Origin of the sequence: Enterobacter sp. SECR19-1250, from assembly GCF_013391025.1 — a bacterium.
Taxonomy (GTDB): Bacteria; Pseudomonadota; Gammaproteobacteria; order Enterobacterales; family Enterobacteriaceae; genus Enterobacter; species Enterobacter cloacae.
Genome location: NZ_JACASJ010000083.1, coordinates 1 through 23,312 on the forward strand (window position 1 = coordinate 1; position 23,312 = coordinate 23,312).

A 23,312-nucleotide genomic window follows, 5' to 3' on the forward strand; every position below is an offset into this window, starting at 1 on the left:
TCATCCTTCCAGAGGGTATGACGTATGACACCACGCGAAATAGCTTTATTGACCACCGCCAAACTGGAGCACGAAGGCCACCAGCTAACCCCGGCAGATCAACGGGAGATAGAACGCTCAGTTAATGCCAATATAGCCCGGCGTGACAAATTTCGCGAAATGATGCGATCACCCGCCTACCAGTGGAAGAAGCCTGCGCCGCGCAGGTAGATTACCTTTATTCACCTTTATATATTCGAACAACAAAACCTCTCGCAGGTCTCGCCAATAAAGGGATATAGCAGTAACTATGACCGCCGAATGGCAAAGCTACGATGCAAGTCGCTGGTTTCCAAACTTGAGGTTTCCAGGACGGTTTCAACCAAATTGCGGATTATCAGCCAAACGCACCGGGTATCTTGCGCGGTGGATGGTGAGCCATCACGCAGAATCTTTAAATGGCATTTTACGATGGGCAATACCCGTGGTTATATGCGATTATTAACGGTAGTGGACAGTTATAGACGAAAACATACGGCAGGAGATTGGATAATGGCAGTTACAACCCTTAACAGCGTAGCGGATTACCTGCTTTGCTTTGCTCAAGAGCATGGGGATGTTATGACGCCGCTGAAACTGCAAAAAATGGTGTTCTATGCTGATGCTTGGTTCATGGCGCTGAATGATGGCGAAGAACTGGTTGCTGACAAGTTTGAAGCATGGGTACATGGCCCTGTAGCCAGAGATTTGTATACCAGATTTGCAGATTACAAATGGCGCTCAATAGACGAAGAGATTGCCTGCCCTGAGTTACCTGCGAATGTGTCAAAGCATCTAAAGGAAATCTATGAGGTATTTGGCGGTTATACAGCTTATGAGCTGGAGCAGATGACGCACCAAGAAAAGCCGTGGCTGGAGGCCCGTGAAGGGGTTCCATCAGATGCGCCGTGCAAGAATGTTATTGATAAAAGTGTAACGGCTGAGTTTTATCGTTCGATGGCTTCCTAAATATGGCGAAAAGAATCAGGGCGTCGAAGATTGCACCCTCGCAAACAAAAATAGTGCCTGGGGGAACAGGTTCAGGCATAACGACCATCAACTTTTCTTTTCGGTATATCGATGCGGCGCATGAGAAATTTACTTTCAGCGCTCAGAATCCTGTTTATTTTTGCAAGGTGTTAGACCGCCTCAAAGACCTTTCCACTATGACTGAACGAGAGTTCACCACCGATCGCGGTGGTTCGTTGAAGTCACATCCGATTGATTGGCAAACTACATCTGAACCTAAGGGATTTCAGCATTTGAATGAACAGTTTCAGAGTTATACACCTTATCAATTTGCCATATCGCGCAATGAATATGGTCGCATACATGGATTTTTCATCGGTAATGTATTCCATATTGTCTGGCTTGACCCGGCACATCAGCTCTATCCTGGTCAGTAGCAGCAAAATACCCACCTAAACGTACACTATTGGTTCACGACGCATGTACCAGATAAAGATAACCATCCGAGACAGCAAACCACCAATATGGCGGCGTGTGCTGGTTCCAGAGCAAATCCCCTTTAGTAAACTTCATGCCGTGATCCAGTTAGCTTTTGGCTGGAATGACGAACACCTGTATATGTTCGAGAAAGGGCGTAAAGGTGATCCAGGTAGCGAGTATCGCGTATGGGGTGAGGATGAAAGCATGGGTAACGCGGCAATCACGCCACTATGGGCGGCGCTCCAGAATGAGGGTGACAAGCTGGTTTACACGTATGACTTTGGCGACTGGTGGGATTGCCTTGTTGTGCTGGAGAAGCAAACACATGATACCAGTATCCAGCCTGTTAGCTGTTTGCGCGGGAAGGGCACTACCCCGGCGGAAAATTCGGGTGGTTTGCATGGTTACAATGAATTGCTCTTACAGGCCAGAGAGTCTGATAATCCTGAACAGGCCGAGATCCACGATTTCCTGATGCTGGATATTGAACGCCGGGTTTACGACCTGAACAACATTAACGACAGATTGCAGGCTCTTAACTGACCCGCATGTATTCGCCTGATATTGCGTTATCAGCGCCGCCAGTATCGCGCATAACAGCGCAGTGACCGGGTAAACCGTAGCGCACGACCGTTGCGTTAGTCTCACCGCCGCGCCGTACCTGACGCGATTCATACACTGTCACCCGCTCAAGCAGTCCACCAGCAACCATGCTTTCCAGTGTGCGCCGGGTTGATTCGAGCTGGTGGCGCTTATCGAACGACACCATGCCATGAAGCAGGTAGGCCACGCCCGACACATCGAACGGCGGCGCACCAATCTCACCTGTCACCCATTCTAGGCTATCCGGCTCAAAATAACTGAGTATCTCTTTTTTACGGCTGGTCATTCTCATGGCTGGCTGATTCCTTATTGTGGGATAGCACTATCATACAATAAGTGGGTTAAAGGGAGAGCGTTACCGCCTGATATGCTATATGAATAACAATCAAATTTCAGGGGCGGAAAAAGATATGGGGGTACTTTTGGGGGTATCTATAAAAACTGAACAATAAAAAACCAACAAAAACAAAGGTTATAACCTATATGTGTTGTTCCTATTATCGCACCATCTAAATCAATAAGTTATGTAAAGGCTCCCTCTTTGTTTACATCATGATTTTTTGCGTGTAACTGCATGTGTAAGTAATTTTCGCCAACGTTTATCTACAGTGATGCTCTGCCATTTTTTTCGAGTTAGCTGGTTTTGTTGCATGCTAAACCGTTGTCACCGACAACGAGAAGTGAATGGAAAGTCTGAAAGTGAGGTAAAACCCGAAGAAAATCGGGGTGTGACAACAGATTACGTAGCTGTGTCTCTGGGACAAAAAGCGCAGGATTGAATGTGACCGTATGAATATCACCCAGCGTGAAAACCGATATATGTCCTTCATGTTCACCGGTCAGGTACCAGCAGCCATCGCTGCACACCAGTCGATAGGGGGCCAGACCTGTGCAACGATGACCTTCTGCCAGTAACGTAACCCGACGGTGTTCAGTGATGGCGCGAATCAGTCGCGTAAAAACTTCACTCCGTGCCTGTGTTCTGGCGTTGGTGCTGTGCCAGATAAGGCAGGGAGATTCGCTGGCACTCAATAGTGAGTTGACCAGCTGGTTGTCTATCTCCGGAAAAAGCGCCTCCACACCGGACTGACGGACGAAGGTCTGCACCGTCAGCTCCCTCTGACGGCTGCCGGATAGCAGACGACATTGCCCGTTACGGAACTCCAGGTCGAGATAGGCCAGACGCTCGCGAAAATCCCGACGCAATGTGCGCACTGACACGCCAAATTCGGCGGCCAGTGTCTGTATGGCCAGCGTTTCACCCGCCACAAGACGGCTGATAATCAGCGACAGGCGGACCGCAAGGCGCTCATGGCGGCGCTCAGACTGAGACATGAGAGGCGTTCCCCATCCTGTTAATGGACTGAAAATTAAGTGATTAGTGTAACGAGAGGGCCGGACAGGATACGGACAGCGGAAGCGGTATTTTTTCTGCAGGATGAATGCAATCAGAATGCGGCTTCATAGTCTTTTTGAGGAAAAACTGCCTGGAAATCAATCAGCGAACGGACAGGAGGTGTCCGCATAAAGCCGGAGTTAACATCCGTTTGCCTCAAATCCGGAGAGCATCGCTTCCGCCATCACCCATAGAGCCCGGTTAAGCTTCACATCACCGTCGATACCGCGCACGGCACGGGTATGCGTTCGTCCGCCTTTCGCACTCCGTCCACTGAGCCCGCCCTTAATCAGGTTCTCCTGAATACGCTGGTATGTGGTCCACAGATCATTGCTCTCATCCTGCCAGCGGCGTGGTGTTAAAGATCAACGCGGGATATTGAAATATTCCGCGGCAGCAGCAGGGATTGCCGCAGCGGGATTAATACTTATTTATATTAGCTATCTGTCGATGGGGGCGCATAGTCCTGTGGCCGCAGCGACAAACGGGCTTGAGATCATCAGCCATTATGTGGCGACAGTATTTGGCGCATATGGCCGGAACCTGCTGGCGGTAATTATTACCCTGGCGTGTCTGGTGACATCGATTGGGCTAACCACAGGTACCGCGCGCTATTTTAGCCATGCGACGGGTTTATCCTACGGCATGCTGGTGGCCAGTACCCTTATCGCCTCGGCGGCGATATCCGTGCTGGGATTAAACTCCCTTATTGCGTTCGCGGTGCCGGTCCTCTGTGCCATCTATCCCGCGGCGTTAGTGGTGGTGCTGCTGGGTATTGTCCGCAAGTGGGTTTCAATCTCCGACAACGTATACGGGGTGATTTTCTACAGTGCTTTAGTGCTTGGCGTGTTTAGCCTGTTCGCGAAAAGCTGAAAGGGGATAACGGCGGGAATGTCTGACAGGAACGGCTGAGTAGAGTAAGGAGACAAAAAAGCCCGCAGGGCTCATGCCGTGCGGGCTTCCGTCATCTCCCCAACGCCTGAAGAAGGGCGAGGCGACAAAACTGTTACACCTGCCCAACCGCCTCTCTGGCAAACGCCGCCTTCAGCAGCCCCTCCAGCTTCTCCTGATCCTGGGCAAACAGGCGAATACCTTCTGCGAGCTTGTCCACCGCCATAGGATCCTGATTATGTAGCCAGTTAAACTCCGACTCCGAGAGCGGTGAAGGGGCTTCGTTGGCAATCACCGGCGGCTTCAGCATAGTTGGCAGCTCGCCATCGCGCGTTGCCAGTTCGTCGAGCAGCGCCGGGGAAATGGTTAAACGGTCGCAGCCTGCCAGTGCCAGCACCTGCTCCACCTTACGGAAGCTGGCCCCCATAATGACCGTCGGGTAACGGTGCTGCTTGTAATAGTCAAAGATCCGACGGACTGAGACGACACCCGGGTCATCCTGGGGAGCGTCGCTGGCCAGCAGATTGCGGTCGCGATACCAGTCGTAAATACGCCCGACAAACGGGGATATTAGCCACACGCCCGCTTCGGCGCAGGCGCGGGCCTGAGCGAAGGAGAAGAGCAGCGTCAGGTTACAGTGGATCCCCTCGCGCTCCAGTTCTTCCGCCGCCTTGATGCCCTGCCAGGTAGAGGCAAGCTTAATCAGCACGCGGGAACGGTCAACACCCTGATGCTCGTACAGGCGAATAAGCTTGCGCGCTTTCGACACGCATAGCCCCCGGTCGTAGGAGAGACGGGCATCCACCTCGGTGGAGATCTTACCGGGAACCTGGCTTAGCAGCGCCACGCCGATGTTCACCGCCAGATGATCGCTGGCGTTGATCAACTGCGTTTCCTGCGAGCCGCCCTGCTGGCGGGCCAGCGCGACGGCCTGCTCGATCAGCGGCTGGTAGATCGGCTGCGCCGCTGCCTTCAAAATCAACGACGGATTGGTGGTGGCATCTTCAGGGTGATACTCGCGGATAGCGTTCATGTCACCGCTATCCGCCACCACCGTTGTCACTGCTTTAAGCTTCTCTAACAGAGTCATCGCGGCAAACCCCTTATCACTGTGCGTTGTGGGTGTGAACCTTGTTTTCGTAGTAGGCGATACGCTCAACTTTTGACGCCGAACGGCCCGCTTCAAATTCTGCATCCAGCCAGCTGTCAACGATGGTTAATGCCAGCTCGTTGCCGATAACGCGGGCACCGAGGGTCATGATCTGCGCGTTGTTGCTCTTACGGGCGCGGGAGGCGGAGTAGACATCATGGCACTGGGCGGCGCGGATCCCCGGTACTTTATTGGCGACGATCGCCATTCCGATCCCGGTGCCGCACAGCAGGATCCCGCGTTCAAATTGCCCCTCGCGAATAGACGAGGCGAGGTTAAAGGCGATGTCCGGGTACATTTGATCGTTGCCGGCAACGTCGTGGCTGAAATCCACGACCTCGATCCCTTTTTCCTGCAGATAAGTTTTCACCTGATTTTTCAGGGTGGTAGCCGCGTCATCGGCTCCGATAGCAACTTTTAACATGGTTTTTCCTCGCAGATGAGTGCATAGCGTTGTGGTGTTGTACTAAAGTTCACTAAGTGTTCTTATGTTTATTTATTATTAGCCTGGTGCAGACGAATAAAAAAGGTCCAGGTGGGTGAAATGCACGGCTGTTACCGAAATTATGAGAAGGGTCACAGTTTCATCGGGGGTGCATTTGTTTTGTACTATTGAACTGATAGTGTTCATTTGATGGCCGCAGGGCGGTCGAAAACATGCTGGTCAATCGGGGGAAATATGAATGGAAATGTGATTGTCGGTATTAGCCATAAGGCCTACTTTGGCTATCAGCAAACGCAGCAGTGGTGCAAGGCGGTGGCGACAGCGCTCCGTCAGCCCGCGCTGGCCAGTGCGCCGGTTGAGCTGTTTACTTTCCCCGCGATGCCCACCCTTCCTGTCGCGCTGCGCGCCTTTGCCGATACCCGTATGGCCACCGGGGCGCAGAACGTCTGCGAAGCGCCTGCTGGGGCATGGACCGGGGAAACCAGCGCCAGTCTGCTACAGGAGATGGGCTGCCGGTACGTGGAAATCGGCCACGCCGAGCGCCGTCGTCACTTTGGTGAAACGGTAGCGGTGATTAATCGCAAAATTGACATGGCCTTCGCCAACGGGCTGACGCCGGTTATCTGTATTGGCGAAGAGCAGCGGATGAGCGCTAGCGACGCGGCGGCCTTCGCACTGGAGCAGGCGCAGGCGTTGCTGGCACACCGCCCCCTGCCGCTGCCGTCGCTGATTTTTGCCTGGGAACCGCAGTGGGCCATCGGCGCGGCGGAGCCCGCCAGCGACGACTTTATTCGCCAGGTCTGCCGCACGCTGCGCGATGCTCTGCATCAGCGCTTTGGCCAGCAGTGCCGGGTTATCTACGGCGGCAGCGCCGGGCCGGGTCTGCTCACGCGACTGTGGCCGGATGCCGACGGTATTTTCCTTGGCCGTTTTTCCCATCAGCCGCAGGCGGTGGCCGCTATTCTGGATGAAGCGCTCGCTCTGACAACGCCCGCGCGTGGTTAAAAATGTGTTTCTGATATACTGACCGGCCCTCACCCTATAGCCCTGGAGAATCACGTCGCATGGATAAATCCACTGTGTCGCAGGAGTACGAGTTACTTACCGAAATCGCGGTTGCTTACTATTGTGATGAAGTGACGCAGGAGGAGATTGCGAATAAGTTTGGTTTTTCCCGCATCAAGGTCGGGCGGCTGCTGAAGCGTGCGAAGGAGGAAGGGATCGTTGAAATCAACGTGCGCTACCACCCTATCTTCAGCACCCAACTGGAAAAGCAACTGACCGAACGTTTCCCCGTCAGCCGGGCGCTTATCGCCCTTGACTACGCCGATGAGGGTGAGCAGCGTCGTCAGGTGGCCTCGCTGGTCTCAAGCTATCTCAATAACGTGCTGAAAGATAACGTGACGCTGGCGGTTGGGCAGGGGCGCAACGTGGCGGCGGTGGCCGAAAACTCGGGTGCGATCTCACCGCGTGACTGCCGCTTTATCTGCGGCATTGGCGGTACACATCGCCCTGGGGACGTGATAAACGCCGACCATATTAGCCGTCTGCTGGCCCGCAAGTTTGGTGGCAGCAGCGAGTCGTTATACGCGCCAGCCTATGTAGAAAACCCGCAGCTGAAGGATCTGCTGCTGCAAAACGGCACCATCAAAGATACCCTCGACCGGGCGCGGAAAGCGGATATTGCGCTGGTGGGCATTGGCGATATGAATGAAGACAGCTACATGGTGAAGCTGGGCTGGTTTACCCCGCAGGAGATCAGCAATGCTGGTCTGCATCAGGGCGTGATTGGCGACATTGCGGGCTATGACTTCTTCAACGCCCGCGGTGAGCATGTGAATACGGTGATGGATAACCGGGTGATTGGTCTGAGCATTGATGAGCTACGGCAGATCCCCTGCGTCATTGCGATTGCCTCGGAGAACACCAAGGCGATGGCGATTATGGGCGCGCTGCGTACCGGGGCGATTGATATTATCGCCACCAGCGCCCGAAACATTCGTACGGTATTAAGCCTCAGCCAGTAGGGTCTGCGCGGTTTGCTCGTCGGTAATTAATCCGCTGAGCAGGCCGCTTGCCAGCGCCGCCTTTGTGGCCGCCACTTTACTCTGACCGCCCACCAGGGCGACGATATTTTCCCGACGACGCGCGTCAAGGGATACCGCCAGGGTTCTCGCCGTCAGGCTGTTGGTGATGCGCTGCCCGCGTGCGTCGAAGAAGTAACCCAGCATCTCGCCTATCGCCCCTGCGGCGGATATATCGTTAATCTCCTGCACCGCGATCAGCCCGGCTTCCACCAGTTGCGCCGCCGGTTCGACGGTGCCGATGCCCACCAGTTTTACCGTACTGCCCGCCGCCATGCTGAACACTTCGCTTACGCCGCGTTGGGAGAGCAGGACTTCGCGGTCTTCCACGGTATTGGCAAAGAAAGGCACCGGCATCATATAGGCCTGCGCCCCGGTTTTTTCGGCAATACGGTGCATGACATCGTGCGGATTCAGCGCGTAGTTGCGTGTCAGACAGCCCAGCAGCGAAACAAAGCGGGCATGGGAGGCGTCAAAGTGCGGAAGCTGATGGATGGCGGCGGAAAGCGTGCGGCCGTGGCCAATGCCGATGGTGATAGCCGGATTATTGCTCAACAGGTTGCGCAGGTACTCCGCTCCGGCGAGGCCCAGCGCGCGCAACGGCAGTCCCTCTTCGGCAAGGTCCGGGGTGACGCGGCAAAAATTCAGGCCGAAGCGCGCGCAGAGGCGCGACTCCAGCTCCACGCAGGCAACAATATCGCCATCGATGGTGACTTTTACTGCCCCTTCCGCCACGGCGCGGGCAATCAGGCGGTGGGTTTTCACGGAGGGCAGGCCAAGACGTTTGGCGACGGCGGCCTGGGTCAGGCCGCCTACGTAGTGGAGCCAGGCGGCACGCAGGCCGAGCGACTCCTCGCTGTCGGGAACGAGAGGTTTTTTCATGCGTTAATCTTTTGGCATCTGCAAGCTATGGATTTGCACCACCGCCCGGGCAGCCTCCTGGCCTTTTTTCACGAAGTGATCGGTATAGAAACCAATGTGCTCTGCCGTCGGCTGGAAGTGGTGCGGCGTCAACGAAATGGAGTACATCGGTACCTCAGTGGCAAGTTGGGCCTGCATCAGACCGCTGACCACCGCCTGGGCAACAAAATCATGGCGGTAGATGCCGCCGTCAACCACCAGCGCGGCGCAGACGATGGCATCATAGCGGCCACTTTTTGCCAGACGCTGGGCCAGCAGGGGCATCTCAAACGCACCGGGCACGTCCAAGCTTTGCACATCGCAGCTGACGTGCTGGCTCTCCATTTCCTGCTGAAAACCGACCAGCGCCTGCGACACGATATCGCTGTGCCAGTTGGCTTTAATAAAGGCGACCTTTAATGAAGACATATCTCACTCCTGTGATCTGGCCCGAGCCAGCAACGTTAAATGTTCAGGTCCTGCACGCCGGTGTCGATATGCGGTGCCCAGAAGGCGACGCTCTCAGCGATACCGGCAACGGCCTGGCTGTCGGTCGGCTCGCGCTCTTTAAAGCTCAGCTCCAGACAGATTTCATTGTTCTCTGCACCGCCGCGCGCGAAGGCGCTCAGCAGCGGTTCCGGCTGGATCCGACCGTGGGTATTATACGATAATGTAAATGGCCGATGTCCGCCTTTGTCCGCCATGCTCTGTTTTATATGAATAATCGGCGAGTAGCGGGGCACCGCTTCGGCCCATGCGTAGGGGTCATAATCCCGCGGATCGGCGGAGGTGACATCGCCATGGTCAATATCTGCCATCATCCACATCGGCAGCGCCATCGGCTCAGCGCTAAGCCGTTTTTGCAGCGCCAGACAGGCGGGAATGGTTTCGCCAAACTCACGCCCGACGCTCATCGGCTCCCAGAACAGATACTTCAGCCCGGCTGACTTCGCGTGCTCGGCCACCTCCGCCCAGCACTCAATGGCGATAGCTATCAGCGCGTCGCGGCGGGCGAGATCCTGATAATCTCGCAGGGTAAAAATGGCGAACTGCGAGCCCACCGAATCACCACCCAGTTCGGCGGTGATATCGGCAAAGGTTTTAAACCAGTCGATATAGTAGCGGCGCACGCTGGCGTCCGGATGACCAAAGTGGTTAAGGCGACCGTACGGGCCGGTCATCCCGGAGGTTACGCGCACCCCGGTCTCCTGCAGCGCTTTTTTCATTCGTCGGGTCATCTGGTTGATGGTCGCTGCCGGCCAGCCCGGATTGATAAACTCATGCGTAAGCTGCACGTCGCGGATGCGAATGCGCTGGGCGATGGTCTGAATCAGCTCCTCAGGTTCGGCAAAGCGATTCACCAGCGGATTGGTATTGAGCGAAAGGGTGAGTGCCATCGTCGTCTCCTTAGCTGGCCTGGGCGCACGGCTGAACGGTGAAGGTGTCGGTGAACCAGTCGCTGAACGCCTGTTGCTGGGCATCGCTCAGGTGCAGGCGATGCTTGGTGCGACGCCAGAGTACGTCTTCCGGCTGCTGGGCCCACTCTTTTTCAACCAGATAGCGCACTTCGACTTCATACAGCAGGCCGCCAAAATGACGACCCAAATCGGCCACCTGCTTCGCGCCCCCCAGCACCTGGGGCAGACGCGCGCCGTACAGCCGGGCGTAGTGTTTGCGCAGCGGCGCGGGCAGCCAGGCATACTGCTCTTTCAGGGTTTGCAGATAGGACTCAAAGTCGGCCCCGGGAATTTCACCACCAGGCAGCGGGGCGCTGCGCGTCCAGTCTGCGCCCATTTGCGGGAAGAACGGTCCGAGTTTTTGTAACGCGTGTTCGGCAAGCTTACGGAAGGTGGTGATTTTACCGCCAAAGACGTGCAGCAGCGGAAGTTGCTGCTGATCATCCAGCTCAAACACGTAATCCCGCGTGACCGCCGACGGGTTGCCTTTGCCATCGTCAAACAGTGGGCGAACGCCGGAGAAACGGGTAATCACGTCAGCGGCGGTCAGCTTCACTTTGAAGTAGCGGTTAACCGCATCAATCAGATATTGTTGCTCGCGGTCGTCCGCCTCGACGGAGTCGGCATCGCCTTCCCACGGAATATCCGTGGTGCCGATAAGCGCTTTATCGCCTTCGTACGGGTTGATAAAAATCACGCGCTTGTCGTGGTTTTGCATCAGGTAGGCCTGCTGACCCTCCCAGAATTTTGGCACGATCAGGTGTGAGCCTTTTACCAGGCGCACGCTGCGTTTGCTGTGGGAGCGGGTCACATCATTGATGATGTCCAGCACCCACGGGCCGGAGGCATTCACCAGCGCTTTTGCCCGTACCCGGTGCTGTTCGCCGGTCTGCGTATTTTGCAGGGTAATTTCCCAGGCACCGGCTTTACGCTCGGCGGCCACGCAGCGGGTGCGGGTCAGAATGGTGGCGCCGCGCTCGGCGGCGTCCACGGCATTCAGGGTGACCAGGCGCGCATCGTCAACCCAGCAGTCTGAGTACTCAAAGCCTTTATGGAAGCTATCGAGGATCGGCGCGCCTTCCGGATCACGCAGCAGATCCAGCGTACGGGTGCCAGGCAGTTTTTTGCGCCCGCCAAGGTGGTCATAGAGGAACAGCCCCAGGCGAATAAACCACACCGGGCGATCGCTCGGGTTATGCGGCAGCACGAAGCGTATCGGCCAGATGATATGCGGCGCGGCGTTGAGCAGGATTTCACGCTCAATCAGCGCCTCGCGCACCAGGCGAAACTCGTAATACTCGAGATAGCGTAACCCGCCATGTACCAGTTTCCCGGAACGGGAGGAGGTCCCCTCGGCGAGGTCGTCTTTTTCACACATCATCACCGACAGACCGCGTCCGGTCGCATCGCGAGCGATCCCCGCGCCATTAATGCCGCCGCCGATAATAAACAGATCCACGATTTTTTTGCTCATGACAGACTCCATTAACCCAATTAAAGGCCTGCATCAGGCTGGTGTAAGGTGTGCCACACGGAAGGTAGCTCGCTGCGAAGATGCTGGTAAGTGCCAAAGAGATGCTGGTAGCGCGCGACGAGTTCAGGCGGCGGCGCTTCCGGCGTATCCAGTAACGGCTTGACCCAGGTTTCCACACAGCGGGCCATTGACGGATAAGCCCCAATGGCGACGGCCGCCATCATTGCGGCCCCTGCGGCACCGGTCTCCTCGCGGCTGTTGCTGCGTACCGGTACGTCGACGCAGGCAGAGAGGATCTGCCGCAGCTGTGGCGAACGAATGGCTCCGCCGGTGAGGCGAAGCTCGGCGGGCATCGCCCCACCCATCGCCTGATAGCAGTCGCGGGCGGCAAAGCCGATCCCTTCAATAACGGCGCGCACCATGTCGCCAAAGCCATGACGGTAGCTCAGGCCAACAAAGCTGGCGCGGGCTTCGGCGTTGACGAACGGCCCGCGTTCGCCCGCTTCGGAGATATAGGGGTGATAGAGCAGCGCGCCGGGTTTGGCCTCGCTGAGCCAGCGGTCGATGTGCTGCACCAGTCGGGCATGATCGACCTCGCAGCCGAAGCTGTTCAACAGGTCGCTGGCGACATGCAGCAGCCAGTCGAGGTTGAGCGTCGAGGCCATGTTGGTCTGCACCTGGGTGACGTAGCCTGGCCACGGCAGGGGGATGACGTACCCGGTCTGCTCATCGTTCAGCCAGACGCTTTCCGTAGGGACGGCGCGCAGATGCACACCCGTAGAGCCCACCACCGAACAGGCGGTATTGGCCTCGCCGGTGTGGACACCGGCACCCAGCGCGGTCATGACCATGTCGACGTAGCCCAGACTGACCGGGGTGCCGGCTCTCAGCCCGGTCAGTGCGGCCGCTTCAGCGGTGAGGGGATGCGTGGTTTCGACGCCGTCGACGATGTCAGGCAGCAGGTGGCGGCGGTGCTCCAGCCCCAGGGCGGCAATGACGTTGTCGTCATAGCGCCGGGTGCGGAAGTTGCCAAAGGTAAAGCTGGCTTCCGAAGGGTCGGTCGCGCGCACGCCGGTCAGATTCAGGTACAGCCAGTCTTTGCAGTGCAGGGCAACTTCGCTGCCGTTGAGCAATTCCGGGTGATAGCGATCCATGTGCGCCATCTGTGCGCTCTGCTGGCAGGTGTTCAGACCGGTACCCGTCGCTTCAAAGCGCATCCGCGACAGGGGCGAGCGGGAGAGCGATTCGACGGTGCGAGCCGCGCGCGCGTCGAGCCAGATCCAGGCATCAGAGACCGGGCGGTTCCCGGCCCCGACCAGCCAGGTGCCGTCGCCCTGGGCGGTGACAGCAATCGCCACCACACGGGCGGCAAGATTATCGACGCGCTCGGCGAGCTTACGAATAGCGGCAACGGCATCCTGCCAGGTCTGGCTCATTGACTGCAGCGCCGCGCCGTGGCCCTCGCTGCGAGAGTAGCGGTTGCGCGCCGATGCACATCCGAGCTGCTGGCCTTCCAGATCGAACGCCACCGCTTTGACCACGGAAGTGCCTGAGTCCAGACCGAGAATAATATCGCGGTTATCCATGGGTGCCTCCGTTGGCCGGGTGTGGGCCTCGCGTGAGAAGAGTGAATGTGTTCATAACCCCATCACCGAAATGTTAATTGGATGTAAGTGTTTTGATAAATACAGTCATACATCATCTATCACATAGTTAACATAGTGGCTGTATTATTTTTCTTTAAATGGAATAAATTTCATTCCGGAAAGCGAAGACGATCACGATTTTGTCGCCTGGTTCGCAGGATGGGTGGCGTGAAGGGGGTTTTCTGGCGCGGGGTTGTGGTGTGATTGTTATGGTATAGAAATGTTAGATCCAGATCGCGTTCTACACAAAATCCCAAAGACTAAATTGACATTAGTGCAACAAAGGAACAATTCTCATCACATATAGTTATCGTATTTATAACATCAAGACGCAATAAAGCGTCGGTGCTAACTGTCTGTGAGGTCAACATTATGTCCGGTGTTTCCGCACTCTCTACCCTACATTCCCGCCGCCGTATGAGGCGTTATCTGCTGTGTGGCCTGGCCGCAGCGGCAGTGGTGGCGGCCATGGCCATTGATACCAAGGTGGTCAAAATCGGTTCCGGGCAGGATGCACAGGAGCAGGGGTTCTCCGCCAGCACCTACGGTGAGAAAACCTTCCCAGGGATTAAAAGCTACGTCGAATCTCATGCGGTGGAGGCTGTTGAGCTTGCCAACGCGCTGAAGGTCAACCAGCAGGAGGCGGTGAAGAAGTACGCCACCGGCACCACGCTGCCGGTATTGCCGGTTCGCTTCTCCGGCACGGTGGGTGAGGGGAAATCGGGCATCTTTGCGCTTCACGTGGAAGGTCTGCCGGAAGGGATGAAGGCGCGGCTGCAGACCGGCCCGGTCCTCACCGGCACCGAGCTGCGCGACGTGACCGGCAAGATCCAGTTCGGTGACTTCACCAACCAGATTGAGTATCAGAACGCGGGTTCGGCGATTAACCAGGCGCTGAAGGCCTCGTTGCTCGACAAGCTCGACCGTACCGCCCTGTCCGGCAAGCTTGTCGAAGGCGTGGGGGTATTCCGCTTACTCACCCCTAATAACTGGCTGGTGACCCCGGTCAGCCTGGAGGTCAAATGAAGCAGCGTGAATTTCATTCAGCGTTGACCCGCGGAGAAATAATCCTGTCGGCGAAAAACGTCAGCAAGGTGTATGGCTCAACCCATGCGCTGAAGGGGGTGAACTTTGATATTCGCCGTGGCGAAGTCACCACGCTGTTTGGTGAAAACGGGGCGGGTAAATCGACCCTGATGAAGATCCTTTCCGGTGTGATCACCCCGAGCAGCGGCGAGATCCTGCTGAATGGCGAGGTGAAGGTGTTCAACTCCGCTACCGATGCCCGCAACCAGGGGATCTCGATAATCCACCAGGAATTGAACCTCGCGCCGAACATGAACGTGCGCGACAACATCTTTATTGGCCGTGAAATCATGACCTCCAGCGGTGTCGATTTTGCCGAAGAGACGCGAGTAACCCGCCACCTGATGAAGTCGCTGGAAGAGGATATCGATCCGCTGACCCCGGTGGAGAACCTGCGCCTCGGGCAGCAGCAGATCGTCGAGATCGCCCGTGCGCTGTCGGTGAATTCGCAGATCCTGATCATGGATGAACCGACCTCTGCGCTGAGTGCGGCAGAGGTAGAGGTGTTGTTCCAGGTGATCCGCGACCTGACCAGCCAGGGGGTAGCTATCGTTTACATCTCCCACCATCTGGAAGAGGCGCTGGAAATTACCGACCGCGCGGTGGTGCTGCGCGACGGCGTGATGACCGCCTACGCCCGCCGCGATGAAATCGACCTCGACTGGATTGTCCGCAACATGGTGGGGGAAAGCTTTGACCTCGGCGCGCCGCCGTCGGGTTACGACTTTGGTGATACCGCGCTGTCGGTGAAATCGCTGACGGTGAAGGGGAAAGCCGGTATCCGGCTGGTGGATAACCTGTCGCTGGACGTCCGCGCCGGGGAGATCGTCTGCATTTACGGTTTGATGGGCGCGGGTCGTACTGAACTAATGGAGTGTGTGGCGGGTCGGCTGCGCCAGTCGTCCGGGGAGATTCATATTGAAGAGAGCGACGTCTCGGGTTTGAGCATTGCTGAGCGTATTGCCAGCGGCCTGGCGCTGGTGCCGGAAGACCGTCAGCGGGACGGGCTGGTGCAAACCATGACCGTAGGTGAAAACCTGACCCTCGCCAGCATCGGGCGCTTCGTGCGCGGGCTGATGCTTTCCACCCGCAAGGAAAAGGCGCTGATTACCGAGAGCATTCGTAACGTGACGGTGAAAACTGCGGGCGGCGAGGCGGCCATCGGTTCGCTCTCCGGCGGCAATCAGCAAAAGGTGGTGATCGGCAAAATGCTTGCGACGCATCCGAAGGTGATTTTGCTGGATGAGCCGAGCCGCGGCATTGATATCGGCGCTAAGGCTGAAGTATTCCGCCTGCTGGCAGAGAACGCCCGGCAGGGGCTGGCGGTGATCTACTCCACCTCGGAAGTGGGGGAGTGCCTGAGCATCGCGCACCGTATTGTGGTGATGAGCAAAGGCCGCATTTCGGCGGTGTTTGACTCTTCTGTATCCAAAGAACGCATCATGGCGGCCTCCGGCGAGTCCCTGGTGGCATAACGATGAAAATGGGAGCGAAAACCATGACTGACAGAACTCAGCAGCTGGCCGTGCCAGCCCGGGCCGTAAAAAGTCGTACTGGCACCACTAAGAGCATGAGCCTGGCGCGTATTCTGCTTGAGGGGCGTGCGTTCTTTGCCCTGCTGGTGATTATCGCGGTGTTCTCACTGATGTCGCCGAACTACTTCAGCGGCGCGAACTTCCTGACGATGGCCTCGCACGTGGCGATCTTTGGCCTACCGGCTATTGGTATGCTGCTGGTTATCCTTAACGGCGGCATCGATCTTTCCGTGGGTTCAACCCTCGGGCTTGCCGGGGTGTGCGCCGGCTACATGATGCAGGGCATCAATCTGGAAGCGCTGGGCGTGGTGCTCTATCTGCCGGTCTGGGCGGTGGCGATTCTGACGCTGGCGGTGGGTGCGCTGGTGGGGCTGGTCAACGGAGTGCTGATTGCCTGGTGCCGGGTTCCTGCCTTTGTGGCCACGCTTGGCTCGCTGTATGTCGCGCGCGGTATCGCGCTGCTGATGACCAACGGCCTGACCTACAACAAGCTTTCCGGCAGCGACGCCCTAGGCAATACCGGTTTTGACTGGCTGGGCTTCAACCGCATTTTCAATGTCCCGGTCGGGGTGCTGATTCTGGGCGTTACCGCGCTGATTTGCGGCTATCTGTTGAGCCGCACCGCCTTTGGCCGCTGGCTGTATGCCTCCGGCGGGAATGAGCGGGCGGCTGAGCTCTCCGGCGTGCCGGTGAAGCGCGTCAAAATCAGCGTCTATGTGCTCTCCGGGATCTGTGCGGCGATGGCGGGACTGGTGCTCTCATCCCAGCTGACCTCCGCGGGCCCCACGGCGGGCACCACCTACGAACTGACGGCGATTGCCGCAGTGGTGATTGGCGGCGCGGCGCTGACCGGTGGGCGCGGCAACGTGCGCGGTACGTTGCTGGGCGCGTTCGTTATCGGTTTTCTCTCTGATGGCCTGGTGATCATTGGCGTTTCTGCTTACTGGCAGACCGTCTTTACCGGGGCGGTCATCGTGCTTGCCGTACTGCTTAACACTCTGCAGTACGGACGGAGTCGACGTTAATCTATTCCCTGTTTGGGCGGAAGCCAGGTCGTCTCCGTTCCAACGTTAATCCGTAACCTGTACCCCTAAAATAACGGAGCAACAACCTATGTACCTTAACAGCAAGCGTTTTATCCTGGCCGCTGCCACGGTGGCACTTACCGCTATCGCCACACCAACCTGGGCTGACGGGCTGATGACCATCATCGTCAACGATCCCTCTAACCCCTACTGGTTGACGGAAGGCCAGGTGGCGCAGAAAACGGCTGAGAAACTCGGCTATACGGCGAAGGTGAGTGCGCATAAGGGCGACACCAATACCGAAAGCCAGCTGATTGATACCGCGATCACCAATAAATCAAAGGCCATTATTCTCGACCCGGCGAACGCCGACGGTTCGGTTGGCTCGGTGAAAAAGGCCATCGCGGCGAATATCCCGGTGTTTATTATCAACGCCGAGCTGAACCAGAGCGGCCTGGCGAAGGCGCAGCTGGTTTCCAACAACGCCCAGGGCGCGGCGCTTGGCGCACAGCAATGGGTGCAGCAGGTGGGTGATGCGGGCGACTACGTTGAGCTGAAGGGGCCACCGTCTGATAATAACGCCGCCACCCGCGCCAACGGTTTTGAGACGGTGCTGAGCCAGTACCCGGATCTGAAAAAGACAGGTAGTGAAGTGGCTAACTGGGACCGTACCCAGGGCTATAACAAGATGCAGTCTCTGTTGCAGGCTAACCCGAATGTGAAAGGGGTGATCAGCGGTAACGATGAGATGGCGCTGGGTGCGATTGCGGCGCTGAAAGAGGCGGGTAAGCTGAAACAGGTGACCGTTGGCGGCTTCGACGGCTCCCCGGATGCGGTGGATGCAGTGAAAGAGGGGACGCTGGCCTATACCGTGATGCAGCCGGTGGCGACCTTTGCCGCTAAAGCGGTTGAGCAGGCGGACACCTTCCTTAAGACCGGCAAAACCGGCGCGTCGTCAGAGAAACAGCTGTTTGACTGCGTGTTAATCACCAAAGAAAACGCGGCGAAAATTACCTCTCCATTTATGCTTGCAGACTAAGTTCGCAAGAGAGTAGCCCGGGCGAGGCGTTTACGCCGACCCCGGGATTAAACACTGTGTTGCTAAACTATGGCTAACACGGTGTAATTAACAAAGATCGGAACTCATTCCTCTCTTTAATGGACGGATTATGGCGCAAACACCGCAGGACCCCTCTCTGAATCTGTTTATGGCGGATACCCTTCCCAGCGACAGTCGTCAGGCTCGTCAACTGGCGCGCCGTCAGCTGATTGTTGAAGCGGTAATGGCGGAAGGTGCAATCCGTATTGAGGACATTACCGAGCGTTTTGATATCAGCCTGATGACTGCCCACCGGGATATTGACGAGTTGGTGGAGCGCGGGCTATTGCATAAATCTCGCGGCGTGGTCTCGGCGACGGCCACGAGCCTTGTGGAATCCAGTGACATTTACCGCGCTACCCGTCAGCTTGAAGAGAAGCAGGCGATTGCCGAAGTGGCGGCAGGTTACCTAGAGCCGGGGCAGGCCATCTTCCTGGATGATTCCACCACTGTCTTTCAGATAGCGCGCTTTCTGCCCGCCAGAGCGCCGCTGACGGTAATCACCAATTCACTCACGTTGATGAACGAGCTACGCAATATTCGCGATATTACCCTGCTCGGCCTGGGTGGCCAGTACTACAACTGGTGCAACGCGTTTATGGGCCACTCCACGCGTCAGGAAATCGCCGGACTGCGCGCCGACGTCTTTTTTGTCAGTATGTCGGCGGTGATGGATGGGATCGTTTTCCACCAGTCGGCGGAGACCATAGAGACCAAGCGGGCGATGTTTGATTCGGCGAAGCAGCGCATCCTGATGATGGATCACACTAAATTTGCGCGCCGGGCGCTCTACCATTTTGCCCACCTGAACGAGTTTGATGCGGTGATTGTTGACCGGGGAATTCCGGTACCGACGCTGCGTCAAATTATGGATATGGGGGGGAATGTGGTGGTGGCGGATATGAAGGGAAAAGCGGGGGAGCGCTGAGGTTTTACGCCAGTCCTAAACGAGCCGGATTGAGGGGGGGGGCCTCAGCCTCCCAGGTCAAATTGAAGGTACAAAAAAGCCCGCAGGGCTTGCGCCGTGCGGGCTTTCAGGACTTCGTATCAGGCTCTGGTGACCATCAACAAAGGGCTGGCGGAGTCTGAATTGGTTCTGTAATTATCTGAATTATATGATCCAAATTCTAATTCAACTTTGTGATGGTGCCTAATGTGGTGCCTAAAAATATTTTTACCTTTTTTGCCCAGTAAAGAGATGGGGTGTGGGAAGAAAACTGACACTACTTAAATTCTCATTTCCCTCATAGCCCGTCTGGCTTTTAGAATGTCTACAGCAGTAATAAAATGCGACTGTTCTTGCCAGCTAAACCCCTTACGATCGATGCGAACCAGTTCGTATTTTTCCACCAGAAAATTAACGGCATCGGCTAAAGAGATACCGGCATCGATATGTTCCTTAATCACAGTTTCATCACTGAATGGCGTGTCGTTCAGTGTCAGGCCATAGTGCTGATCCAGCAGGCGTGAAAGAAGCATTTGCCATACGATCACTGGTGACGGGCATGGTTTAGCCGCCCACAAAGTCGTTGCAGGTAGAGTTTTCATGTTTGCTCTCGTGAAATTAGTTATCGTTGAGTAGGATAAACGGTGATGTATATGTAGCCGCAACTGCCAAGGGTGTCGGCTTCGCAGGTGAAACCATTGTGGTACAGGGTGACGCAGTGGGCATGGCGGGGATTCAGTTCATCGGTGGTTAGCATCGACTCCATCTGGCTGATAAAGTGCGGGAATGTTTCATCCAGCTTACGGCATTCGACGTCACTGAATTTACCGGTGATGCTGGCCCGGTCAGCCAGATAATGCAGCCGGTTCCCCTCCTGCACCAGACGGGCTCCCAGGCGTGGCGTGATATCCCGCTGCAGCCCCCATGTGATGTTCCTCATTTATAACCTCCTTTATTGTCAGTTCAGGGTAATACTCATCAGGCAGGTATAAGGCCCTTTGCGGTCCTGGCGGCGTTCGGCGTATACCGCCAGGACTCCAGTGATATCCGGAACGTCCCTGCCGGTGTAATGACAGACGCTGCCATGCCACAGGTATTTGCCGGTGCAGTAGCGAAAGATTCGGGACTCAGGATGCTGGCGGTATATCGTCATTGCCTGGCGTTTACTAATAATTTCCATGTAATACCTCACAGCAGACCGTGTTCTGCGAACGAATAGATTTGCCTGCCGCCGACAATCAGGTGGTCAGGGACACGGATATCCACCAACTGAAGTACCTGAACCAGTCGCTGCGTGAGGGTTTTGTCAGCCTGGCTGGGCGTCGTCTCTCCGGAAGGATGGTTATGCGCCAGTATCACCGCCGCCGCGTTGAAGTACAGAGCACGTTTGACCACTTCCCGGGGATGGACCTCGGTGCGGTTAATCGTGCCGCTAAAGAGCGTCTCATGGGCGATAAGCTGGTTCTGGTTATCCAGATACAACACCCGGAACTCTTCCCGCTCAAGCGCGGCCATATGCAGTCGCAGCCATTCACGGACAGCATGTGTGGAGGTGAACACCACCCCGGGCTCATGCAGATGTCTGTCCAGAACCCTGAGTGCCCGCTGGATGAGACGCCGGTCCTGTGGCGTTATCTCGCCGGGTAAAAAGGAAAGCTGTTTCATTCGTTGTTCCTCTGGTCAGTCAATGATGCGCAAAATGGCGTGGGCTTCTGGATGCTGCAGGGCGTAGTCCCGCAGACGGTAATAGTGTGCGGTCATTGCGTCACACTCTGTACGGCAGGCATGGTGGCTGTATTCAATCAGGCAGACAGCGATACCGGCAGCGTCTGCACTCATTTGCGCACCATTGCCGTTCATGCCGTTAAACAGATGCCATGTCTCATCACTGTCAGACTCAGGGGCCATAAACGCGCCGCCATTGCTGAGGGTGTAAAAGGACCAGATACCACCGCTGTACTCATCACAAAAGCGCTCCATCCAGGCGAAAATACGGGGTTCCAGCGTTATCCATTGCGGGATAGCGCCAAAGTACAGCGGCCAGAAATCGAGACGCTGTTCGTCGGGTACTAGCGTGGCACTGAGGGTGAACTGTGGTTCGTTAGCGGGAACTAACTCGTACTGTGTCTGTGTTGTCATAGGGTTTCTCCGTCAATAAAAAACGCCAGCGGCGATGGCTGGCGTATGAGATGGGGTAATCAGGGGCTGAAATGTATGCCGGTAAATGACTGCAGTCAGTCGGTGGATAATGCTCTGCAAATGCCATCCTGCCCTATATACCGGTTGAGGGCCGTACCGGCATCCGGTTCAAAGTTCCACGCCCGCCAGACCATCCGGCCTTCGGGGTCGCGAACTATCAGACGGAAGTGACTGCCCTGGTCGTCTTCAATGGCGATGTTGTGATACCGGCGGGTAACAGCTTCGGCCTGCTGGCGAGTGAATGAATCCGACGGCAGTAATTGAGATTCAGGCATTCGGTGTACCTTAAAAGCAAAAGCCCCTGACGCGTCTGCGTCAGGGGCTGTGGGAGTATGCAGGTGTGGGGGGATTGTCAGTAACCGGTTTGTACCTTATACAGCCGCAGGGTTTTACTGCCCCGGACAATCTTCACATACAGAGCATTATCTTTCGGGCCACGCATAAACCCGGCCTGCACATCGCCCTTACAGTCACCACCATCGTAAGGAATATTGACGCCGGTCTGGCGCACCAGGTCGATAACCCCGAAGCTTAAATCTTCACAGGCCGGGCCCGGCAGGTCCTGAATCAGGGCAAACTTATGGTCGTCGCTGACACCGGTCAGCGAGCACATGGAAGTGTTGATGTCGTTCCCTTGGCACCAGTACTCCTCGCCGGGATTGTCTTTGTCCATCAGGCTAGCTGGAAGTTGCGCGGCACCGGTACTGAAGGTGGCGAGTGACAGAATGAGAGCGGGTATGGTTGAGGTGATAATTCTTAACATGGCATTCTTCCTGAATTAATGGGTGTCGTATTACATCCGATATATTTGCCAGGCATCTGGTGTGATTTAAAACGCCTGTAACCAGACTCTCAGCAGTTACCGGTACGGCGACACAGTTCAGCCATGCTCTGCTTCGCCACCCACTGCTGCAGTTCGCGGTCTTTTTGAGAACGCTTAGCCGCCAGCGCGGCCTGTTGTTTTGGATTGACGCAATTATCAGGCACGACCAGCAGGGCTTTCGGTGTGTAGGTAGACCGGGCATGATTCAACGCTTCTGTCGGATTATCTGTACCCCCCGATCTCTGTTGCGCCTCGTCCAGCAGCGAGGCCTGGGTATCAATCAGAGTGAACCCACACGCCTTACCCTCGCCCTGGTACACGGATGTCAAATCGGCGGGGGAACCACTGGCCGTTTTGAGTGTAAGTTTGCGTACCGTTTTGGTGTTTTTGTCAGCGACAAAATAGCCTCCGTTGTATCCCATCCGCAGCAGAAACTGCCGGGTCCAGGGGTAATTATCAATGACTCTGGCACCGTAGAGCGCATTGCTGAGGGTGTGATTGTCCAGACCATCGGCTGATTTCCAGCCGTCAGCCTGCATGTATTGCCAGGCCTTAACCGTCCCTACGACATTTTCAGCGGCTACTGGCAAAACGGTACCCGCGCACAGACAGAGCGCCAGCGCCGTGGTAGTAAGTAATTTCATATCTGTTCCTTTTGAGGTGAAAACCCGTCGTCACTGACAACGAGCAGTGAGTGGAAAGTCTGAAAGTGGGGTAATACCCGAAGAAAACCGGGATGTGACAGCAGGTTACGCACCCGTGCATCCGGCACGAACAGTGCCGGGTGGAAGGTTACCGTGTGAATATCGCCCAGCGGGAAAACCGTTATATGCCCCCCGATCTCACCGGTCAGATACCAGCAGCCATCGCTGCACACCAGGCGGTAAGGAGCCAGCCCGGAGTAATGACCGCCTTCTGCCAGCAGTGTCACCCGACGGTGTTCAGTGATAGCGCGAACCAGTCTTGTAAACACTTCAGGCCGTGCCAGTGCCCGGGAGGTAGCGCTGTGCCAGATAAGGCAGGGAGATTCACTAGGGAAGGTGCGAACAAGTTCCTGATATGAGATCATCATATTCATCCGGAGCG

General features: G+C 56.3%; 29 protein-coding genes and 2 pseudogenes. 12 read left to right on the top strand and 19 right to left on the bottom strand.

Annotation, left to right across the window (positions count from 1 at the left end; translation table 11 throughout):
- Positions 1-24: 24 nt before the first annotated feature.
- The 4 genes from HX884_RS27290 to HX884_RS19010 all read left to right on the top strand — a co-directional run bounded on the left by HX884_RS27290 (position 25) and on the right by HX884_RS19010 (position 2,010).
- Positions 25-210 carry a hypothetical protein gene (locus tag HX884_RS27290; RefSeq protein ID WP_001371755.1) on the top strand — a complete coding sequence of 62 codons (186 nt, stop codon included), beginning with the start codon at positions 25-27 and terminating at the stop codon, positions 208-210.
- Between the two features lie 321 nt (positions 211-531).
- Complete coding sequence (locus HX884_RS19000) at positions 532-987, top strand: Panacea domain-containing protein (protein ID WP_001371753.1); 456 nt, start codon at positions 532-534, stop codon at positions 985-987.
- A gap of 2 nt (positions 988-989) precedes the next feature.
- Positions 990-1,424 carry a hypothetical protein gene (locus tag HX884_RS19005; protein ID WP_032283080.1) on the top strand — a complete coding sequence of 145 codons (435 nt, stop codon included), beginning with the start codon at positions 990-992 and terminating at the stop codon, positions 1,422-1,424.
- A gap of 43 nt (positions 1,425-1,467) precedes the next feature.
- Positions 1,468-2,010, top strand: a complete 543-nt coding sequence (locus HX884_RS19010; RefSeq protein WP_001678051.1) for a plasmid pRiA4b ORF-3 family protein — start codon at positions 1,468-1,470, stop codon at positions 2,008-2,010.
- Here HX884_RS19010 and HX884_RS19015 read toward each other — a convergent pair.
- The 3 genes and pseudogenes from HX884_RS19015 to HX884_RS19025 form a co-directional block, all read right to left on the bottom strand.
- Entirely contained in the window at positions 2,003-2,362 is a 360-nt protein-coding gene (locus HX884_RS19015) for a hypothetical protein (RefSeq protein ID WP_178328616.1), read from the bottom strand. The two genes, HX884_RS19010 and HX884_RS19015, sit on opposite strands and share 8 nt — an antisense overlap.
- Positions 2,363-2,703: 341 nt before the next feature.
- Positions 2,704-3,405 (bottom strand): WYL domain-containing protein, encoded by a 702-nt coding sequence (locus HX884_RS19020; protein WP_001581438.1) that lies wholly within the window; start codon positions 3,403-3,405, stop codon positions 2,704-2,706.
- Between the two features lie 201 nt (positions 3,406-3,606).
- Positions 3,607-3,828, bottom strand: a pseudogene (locus HX884_RS19025) (DUF932 domain-containing protein); the annotation flags it as partial.
- Between the two features lie 16 nt (positions 3,829-3,844).
- Between HX884_RS19025 and HX884_RS19030 the strand changes: the two are divergent.
- Entirely contained in the window at positions 3,845-4,339 is a 495-nt protein-coding gene (locus HX884_RS19030) for a branched-chain amino acid transport system II carrier protein (protein ID WP_231313016.1), read from the top strand.
- A gap of 133 nt (positions 4,340-4,472) precedes the next feature.
- Here the strand turns inward: HX884_RS19030 and tal are convergent, their stop codons facing one another.
- Entirely contained in the window at positions 4,473-5,447 is a 975-nt protein-coding gene (gene tal / locus HX884_RS19035; RefSeq protein ID WP_032637406.1) for a transaldolase, read from the bottom strand.
- A 16-nt stretch (positions 5,448-5,463) separates the two neighbouring features.
- The gene (gene rpiB / locus HX884_RS19040; RefSeq protein ID WP_032637404.1) at positions 5,464-5,931 is read right to left on the bottom strand and encodes a ribose 5-phosphate isomerase B; all 468 of its coding nucleotides are present in this window, start codon (positions 5,929-5,931) and stop codon (positions 5,464-5,466) included.
- A 255-nt stretch (positions 5,932-6,186) separates the two neighbouring features.
- Here rpiB and HX884_RS19045 point away from each other — a divergent pair, with 255 nt between their 5' ends.
- Entirely contained in the window at positions 6,187-6,957 is a 771-nt protein-coding gene (locus HX884_RS19045; protein WP_178328617.1) for a triose-phosphate isomerase family protein, read from the top strand.
- Positions 6,958-7,016: 59 nt separating this feature from the next.
- Complete coding sequence (locus tag HX884_RS19050; protein WP_032637401.1) at positions 7,017-7,979, top strand: sugar-binding transcriptional regulator; 963 nt, start codon at positions 7,017-7,019, stop codon at positions 7,977-7,979.
- Here the strand turns inward: HX884_RS19050 and HX884_RS19055 are convergent.
- Genes HX884_RS19055 through HX884_RS19075 form a run of 5 tightly spaced genes read right to left on the bottom strand, consistent with a single transcriptional unit; the run spans position 7,962 to position 13,453 of the window.
- Positions 7,962-8,918 (bottom strand): sugar-binding transcriptional regulator, encoded by a 957-nt coding sequence (locus HX884_RS19055; RefSeq protein WP_178328618.1) that lies wholly within the window; start codon positions 8,916-8,918, stop codon positions 7,962-7,964. The genes HX884_RS19050 and HX884_RS19055 overlap by 18 nt on opposite strands.
- 3 nt (positions 8,919-8,921) lie before the next feature.
- Positions 8,922-9,365 (bottom strand): 6,7-dimethyl-8-ribityllumazine synthase, encoded by a 444-nt coding sequence (locus tag HX884_RS19060; protein WP_001581446.1) that lies wholly within the window; start codon positions 9,363-9,365, stop codon positions 8,922-8,924.
- A 35-nt stretch (positions 9,366-9,400) separates the two neighbouring features.
- Positions 9,401-10,333 (bottom strand): sugar phosphate isomerase/epimerase, encoded by a 933-nt coding sequence (locus HX884_RS19065; RefSeq protein WP_032637396.1) that lies wholly within the window; start codon positions 10,331-10,333, stop codon positions 9,401-9,403.
- Between the two features lie 10 nt (positions 10,334-10,343).
- Positions 10,344-11,867 (bottom strand): glycerol-3-phosphate dehydrogenase, encoded by a 1,524-nt coding sequence (locus HX884_RS19070; RefSeq protein ID WP_178328619.1) that lies wholly within the window; start codon positions 11,865-11,867, stop codon positions 10,344-10,346.
- Positions 11,868-11,887: 20 nt separating this feature from the next.
- A complete protein-coding gene (locus HX884_RS19075) occupies positions 11,888-13,453 on the bottom strand; it encodes an FGGY-family carbohydrate kinase (RefSeq protein ID WP_032637392.1) in 1,566 nt (521 codons plus the stop codon).
- A 432-nt stretch (positions 13,454-13,885) separates the two neighbouring features.
- On the opposite strand from HX884_RS19075, the gene HX884_RS19080 reads away from it, so the two are divergent.
- The 5 genes from HX884_RS19080 (at position 13,886) to HX884_RS19100 (ending at position 19,186) form a co-directional block, all read left to right on the top strand.
- Positions 13,886-14,539, top strand: coding sequence for a DUF2291 family protein (locus HX884_RS19080; protein ID WP_001581450.1), 654 nt, complete (start codon positions 13,886-13,888; stop codon positions 14,537-14,539).
- Positions 14,536-16,074: a sugar ABC transporter ATP-binding protein gene (locus HX884_RS19085; RefSeq protein ID WP_032637388.1), complete on the top strand. Its 1,539-nt coding sequence runs from the start codon at positions 14,536-14,538 to the stop codon at positions 16,072-16,074. Before HX884_RS19080 ends, HX884_RS19085 begins: the two co-directional genes overlap by 4 nt.
- A gap of 23 nt (positions 16,075-16,097) precedes the next feature.
- Entirely contained in the window at positions 16,098-17,159 is a 1,062-nt protein-coding gene (locus HX884_RS19090) for an ABC transporter permease (RefSeq protein WP_001581452.1), read from the top strand.
- 88 nt (positions 17,160-17,247) lie between these two features.
- A complete protein-coding gene (locus HX884_RS19095) occupies positions 17,248-18,198 on the top strand; it encodes a D-ribose ABC transporter substrate-binding protein (RefSeq protein ID WP_001581454.1) in 951 nt (316 codons plus the stop codon).
- A 130-nt stretch (positions 18,199-18,328) separates the two neighbouring features.
- Positions 18,329-19,186 (top strand): DeoR/GlpR family DNA-binding transcription regulator, encoded by an 858-nt coding sequence (locus tag HX884_RS19100; RefSeq protein WP_178328620.1) that lies wholly within the window; start codon positions 18,329-18,331, stop codon positions 19,184-19,186.
- Positions 19,187-19,485: 299 nt separating this feature from the next.
- Here HX884_RS19100 and HX884_RS19105 read toward each other — a convergent pair whose 3' ends face one another.
- From HX884_RS19105 to HX884_RS19145, 9 genes and pseudogenes are all read right to left on the bottom strand, one after another.
- Positions 19,486-19,806, bottom strand: a complete 321-nt coding sequence (locus HX884_RS19105) for a TA system toxin CbtA family protein (RefSeq protein ID WP_178328621.1) — start codon at positions 19,804-19,806, stop codon at positions 19,486-19,488.
- 20 nt (positions 19,807-19,826) lie between these two features.
- Positions 19,827-20,144, bottom strand: coding sequence for a type IV toxin-antitoxin system YeeU family antitoxin (locus tag HX884_RS19110; protein WP_045333995.1), 318 nt, complete (start codon positions 20,142-20,144; stop codon positions 19,827-19,829).
- A gap of 18 nt (positions 20,145-20,162) precedes the next feature.
- Positions 20,163-20,384: a DUF987 domain-containing protein gene (locus HX884_RS19115; protein WP_021520981.1), complete on the bottom strand. Its 222-nt coding sequence runs from the start codon at positions 20,382-20,384 to the stop codon at positions 20,163-20,165.
- An 8-nt stretch (positions 20,385-20,392) separates the two neighbouring features.
- Positions 20,393-20,869 carry a RadC family protein gene (locus HX884_RS19120; RefSeq protein ID WP_045333998.1) on the bottom strand — a complete coding sequence of 159 codons (477 nt, stop codon included), beginning with the start codon at positions 20,867-20,869 and terminating at the stop codon, positions 20,393-20,395.
- Between the two features lie 15 nt (positions 20,870-20,884).
- Positions 20,885-21,343, bottom strand: a complete 459-nt coding sequence (locus HX884_RS19125) for an antirestriction protein (protein WP_178328622.1) — start codon at positions 21,341-21,343, stop codon at positions 20,885-20,887.
- Positions 21,344-21,438: 95 nt separating this feature from the next.
- Positions 21,439-21,678 (bottom strand): DUF905 domain-containing protein, encoded by a 240-nt coding sequence (locus HX884_RS19130; protein ID WP_178328623.1) that lies wholly within the window; start codon positions 21,676-21,678, stop codon positions 21,439-21,441.
- A gap of 77 nt (positions 21,679-21,755) precedes the next feature.
- On the bottom strand, positions 21,756-22,166 hold the full coding sequence (locus HX884_RS19135) for a hypothetical protein (protein ID WP_178328624.1): 411 nt from the start codon (positions 22,164-22,166) through the stop codon (positions 21,756-21,758).
- Positions 22,167-22,255: 89 nt separating this feature from the next.
- Entirely contained in the window at positions 22,256-22,870 is a 615-nt protein-coding gene (locus tag HX884_RS19140) for a hypothetical protein (RefSeq protein WP_178328625.1), read from the bottom strand.
- A pseudogene (locus tag HX884_RS19145) lies at positions 22,867-23,312 on the bottom strand (WYL domain-containing protein); the annotation flags it as partial. The gene HX884_RS19140 and the pseudogene HX884_RS19145, both read right to left, overlap by 4 nt.

Excerpts from the sequence above, each read along its gene's own strand:
- HX884_RS19140 (WP_178328625.1), bottom strand. The coding sequence starts at position 22,870 with ATGAAATTACTTACTACCACGGCGCTGGCGCTCTGTCTGTGCGCGGGT.
- HX884_RS27290 (WP_001371755.1), top strand. The coding sequence starts at position 25 with ATGACACCACGCGAAATAGCTTTATTGACCACCGCCAAACTGGAGCAC.
- HX884_RS19005 (WP_032283080.1), top strand. The coding sequence starts at position 990 with ATGGCGAAAAGAATCAGGGCGTCGAAGATTGCACCCTCGCAAACAAAA.
- HX884_RS19000 (WP_001371753.1), top strand. The coding sequence starts at position 532 with ATGGCAGTTACAACCCTTAACAGCGTAGCGGATTACCTGCTTTGCTTT.
- HX884_RS19100 (WP_178328620.1), top strand. The coding sequence starts at position 18,329 with ATGGCGCAAACACCGCAGGACCCCTCTCTGAATCTGTTTATGGCGGAT.
- tal (WP_032637406.1), bottom strand. The coding sequence starts at position 5,447 with ATGACTCTGTTAGAGAAGCTTAAAGCAGTGACAACGGTGGTGGCGGAT.
- HX884_RS19075 (WP_032637392.1), bottom strand. The coding sequence starts at position 13,453 with ATGGATAACCGCGATATTATTCTCGGTCTGGACTCAGGCACTTCCGTG.
- HX884_RS19115 (WP_021520981.1), bottom strand. The coding sequence starts at position 20,384 with ATGGAAATTATTAGTAAACGCCAGGCAATGACGATATACCGCCAGCAT.
- HX884_RS19085 (WP_032637388.1), top strand. The coding sequence starts at position 14,536 with ATGAAGCAGCGTGAATTTCATTCAGCGTTGACCCGCGGAGAAATAATC.
- HX884_RS19105 (WP_178328621.1), bottom strand. The coding sequence starts at position 19,806 with ATGAAAACTCTACCTGCAACGACTTTGTGGGCGGCTAAACCATGCCCG.
- HX884_RS19055 (WP_178328618.1), bottom strand. The coding sequence starts at position 8,918 with ATGAAAAAACCTCTCGTTCCCGACAGCGAGGAGTCGCTCGGCCTGCGT.
- rpiB (WP_032637404.1), bottom strand. The coding sequence starts at position 5,931 with ATGTTAAAAGTTGCTATCGGAGCCGATGACGCGGCTACCACCCTGAAA.
- HX884_RS19060 (WP_001581446.1), bottom strand. The coding sequence starts at position 9,365 with ATGTCTTCATTAAAGGTCGCCTTTATTAAAGCCAACTGGCACAGCGAT.
- HX884_RS19020 (WP_001581438.1), bottom strand. The coding sequence starts at position 3,405 with ATGTCTCAGTCTGAGCGCCGCCATGAGCGCCTTGCGGTCCGCCTGTCG.
- HX884_RS19010 (WP_001678051.1), top strand. The coding sequence starts at position 1,468 with ATGTACCAGATAAAGATAACCATCCGAGACAGCAAACCACCAATATGG.
- HX884_RS19125 (WP_178328622.1), bottom strand. The coding sequence starts at position 21,343 with ATGACAACACAGACACAGTACGAGTTAGTTCCCGCTAACGAACCACAG.
- HX884_RS19095 (WP_001581454.1), top strand. The coding sequence starts at position 17,248 with ATGTACCTTAACAGCAAGCGTTTTATCCTGGCCGCTGCCACGGTGGCA.
- HX884_RS19065 (WP_032637396.1), bottom strand. The coding sequence starts at position 10,333 with ATGGCACTCACCCTTTCGCTCAATACCAATCCGCTGGTGAATCGCTTT.
- HX884_RS19130 (WP_178328623.1), bottom strand. The coding sequence starts at position 21,678 with ATGCCTGAATCTCAATTACTGCCGTCGGATTCATTCACTCGCCAGCAG.
- HX884_RS19135 (WP_178328624.1), bottom strand. The coding sequence starts at position 22,166 with ATGTTAAGAATTATCACCTCAACCATACCCGCTCTCATTCTGTCACTC.
- HX884_RS19070 (WP_178328619.1), bottom strand. The coding sequence starts at position 11,867 with ATGAGCAAAAAAATCGTGGATCTGTTTATTATCGGCGGCGGCATTAAT.
- HX884_RS19120 (WP_045333998.1), bottom strand. The coding sequence starts at position 20,869 with ATGAAACAGCTTTCCTTTTTACCCGGCGAGATAACGCCACAGGACCGG.
- HX884_RS19015 (WP_178328616.1), bottom strand. The coding sequence starts at position 2,362 with ATGAGAATGACCAGCCGTAAAAAAGAGATACTCAGTTATTTTGAGCCG.
- HX884_RS19090 (WP_001581452.1), top strand. The coding sequence starts at position 16,098 with ATGACTGACAGAACTCAGCAGCTGGCCGTGCCAGCCCGGGCCGTAAAA.
- HX884_RS19050 (WP_032637401.1), top strand. The coding sequence starts at position 7,017 with ATGGATAAATCCACTGTGTCGCAGGAGTACGAGTTACTTACCGAAATC.
- HX884_RS19080 (WP_001581450.1), top strand. The coding sequence starts at position 13,886 with ATGTCCGGTGTTTCCGCACTCTCTACCCTACATTCCCGCCGCCGTATG.
- HX884_RS19045 (WP_178328617.1), top strand. The coding sequence starts at position 6,187 with ATGAATGGAAATGTGATTGTCGGTATTAGCCATAAGGCCTACTTTGGC.
- HX884_RS19110 (WP_045333995.1), bottom strand. The coding sequence starts at position 20,144 with ATGAGGAACATCACATGGGGGCTGCAGCGGGATATCACGCCACGCCTG.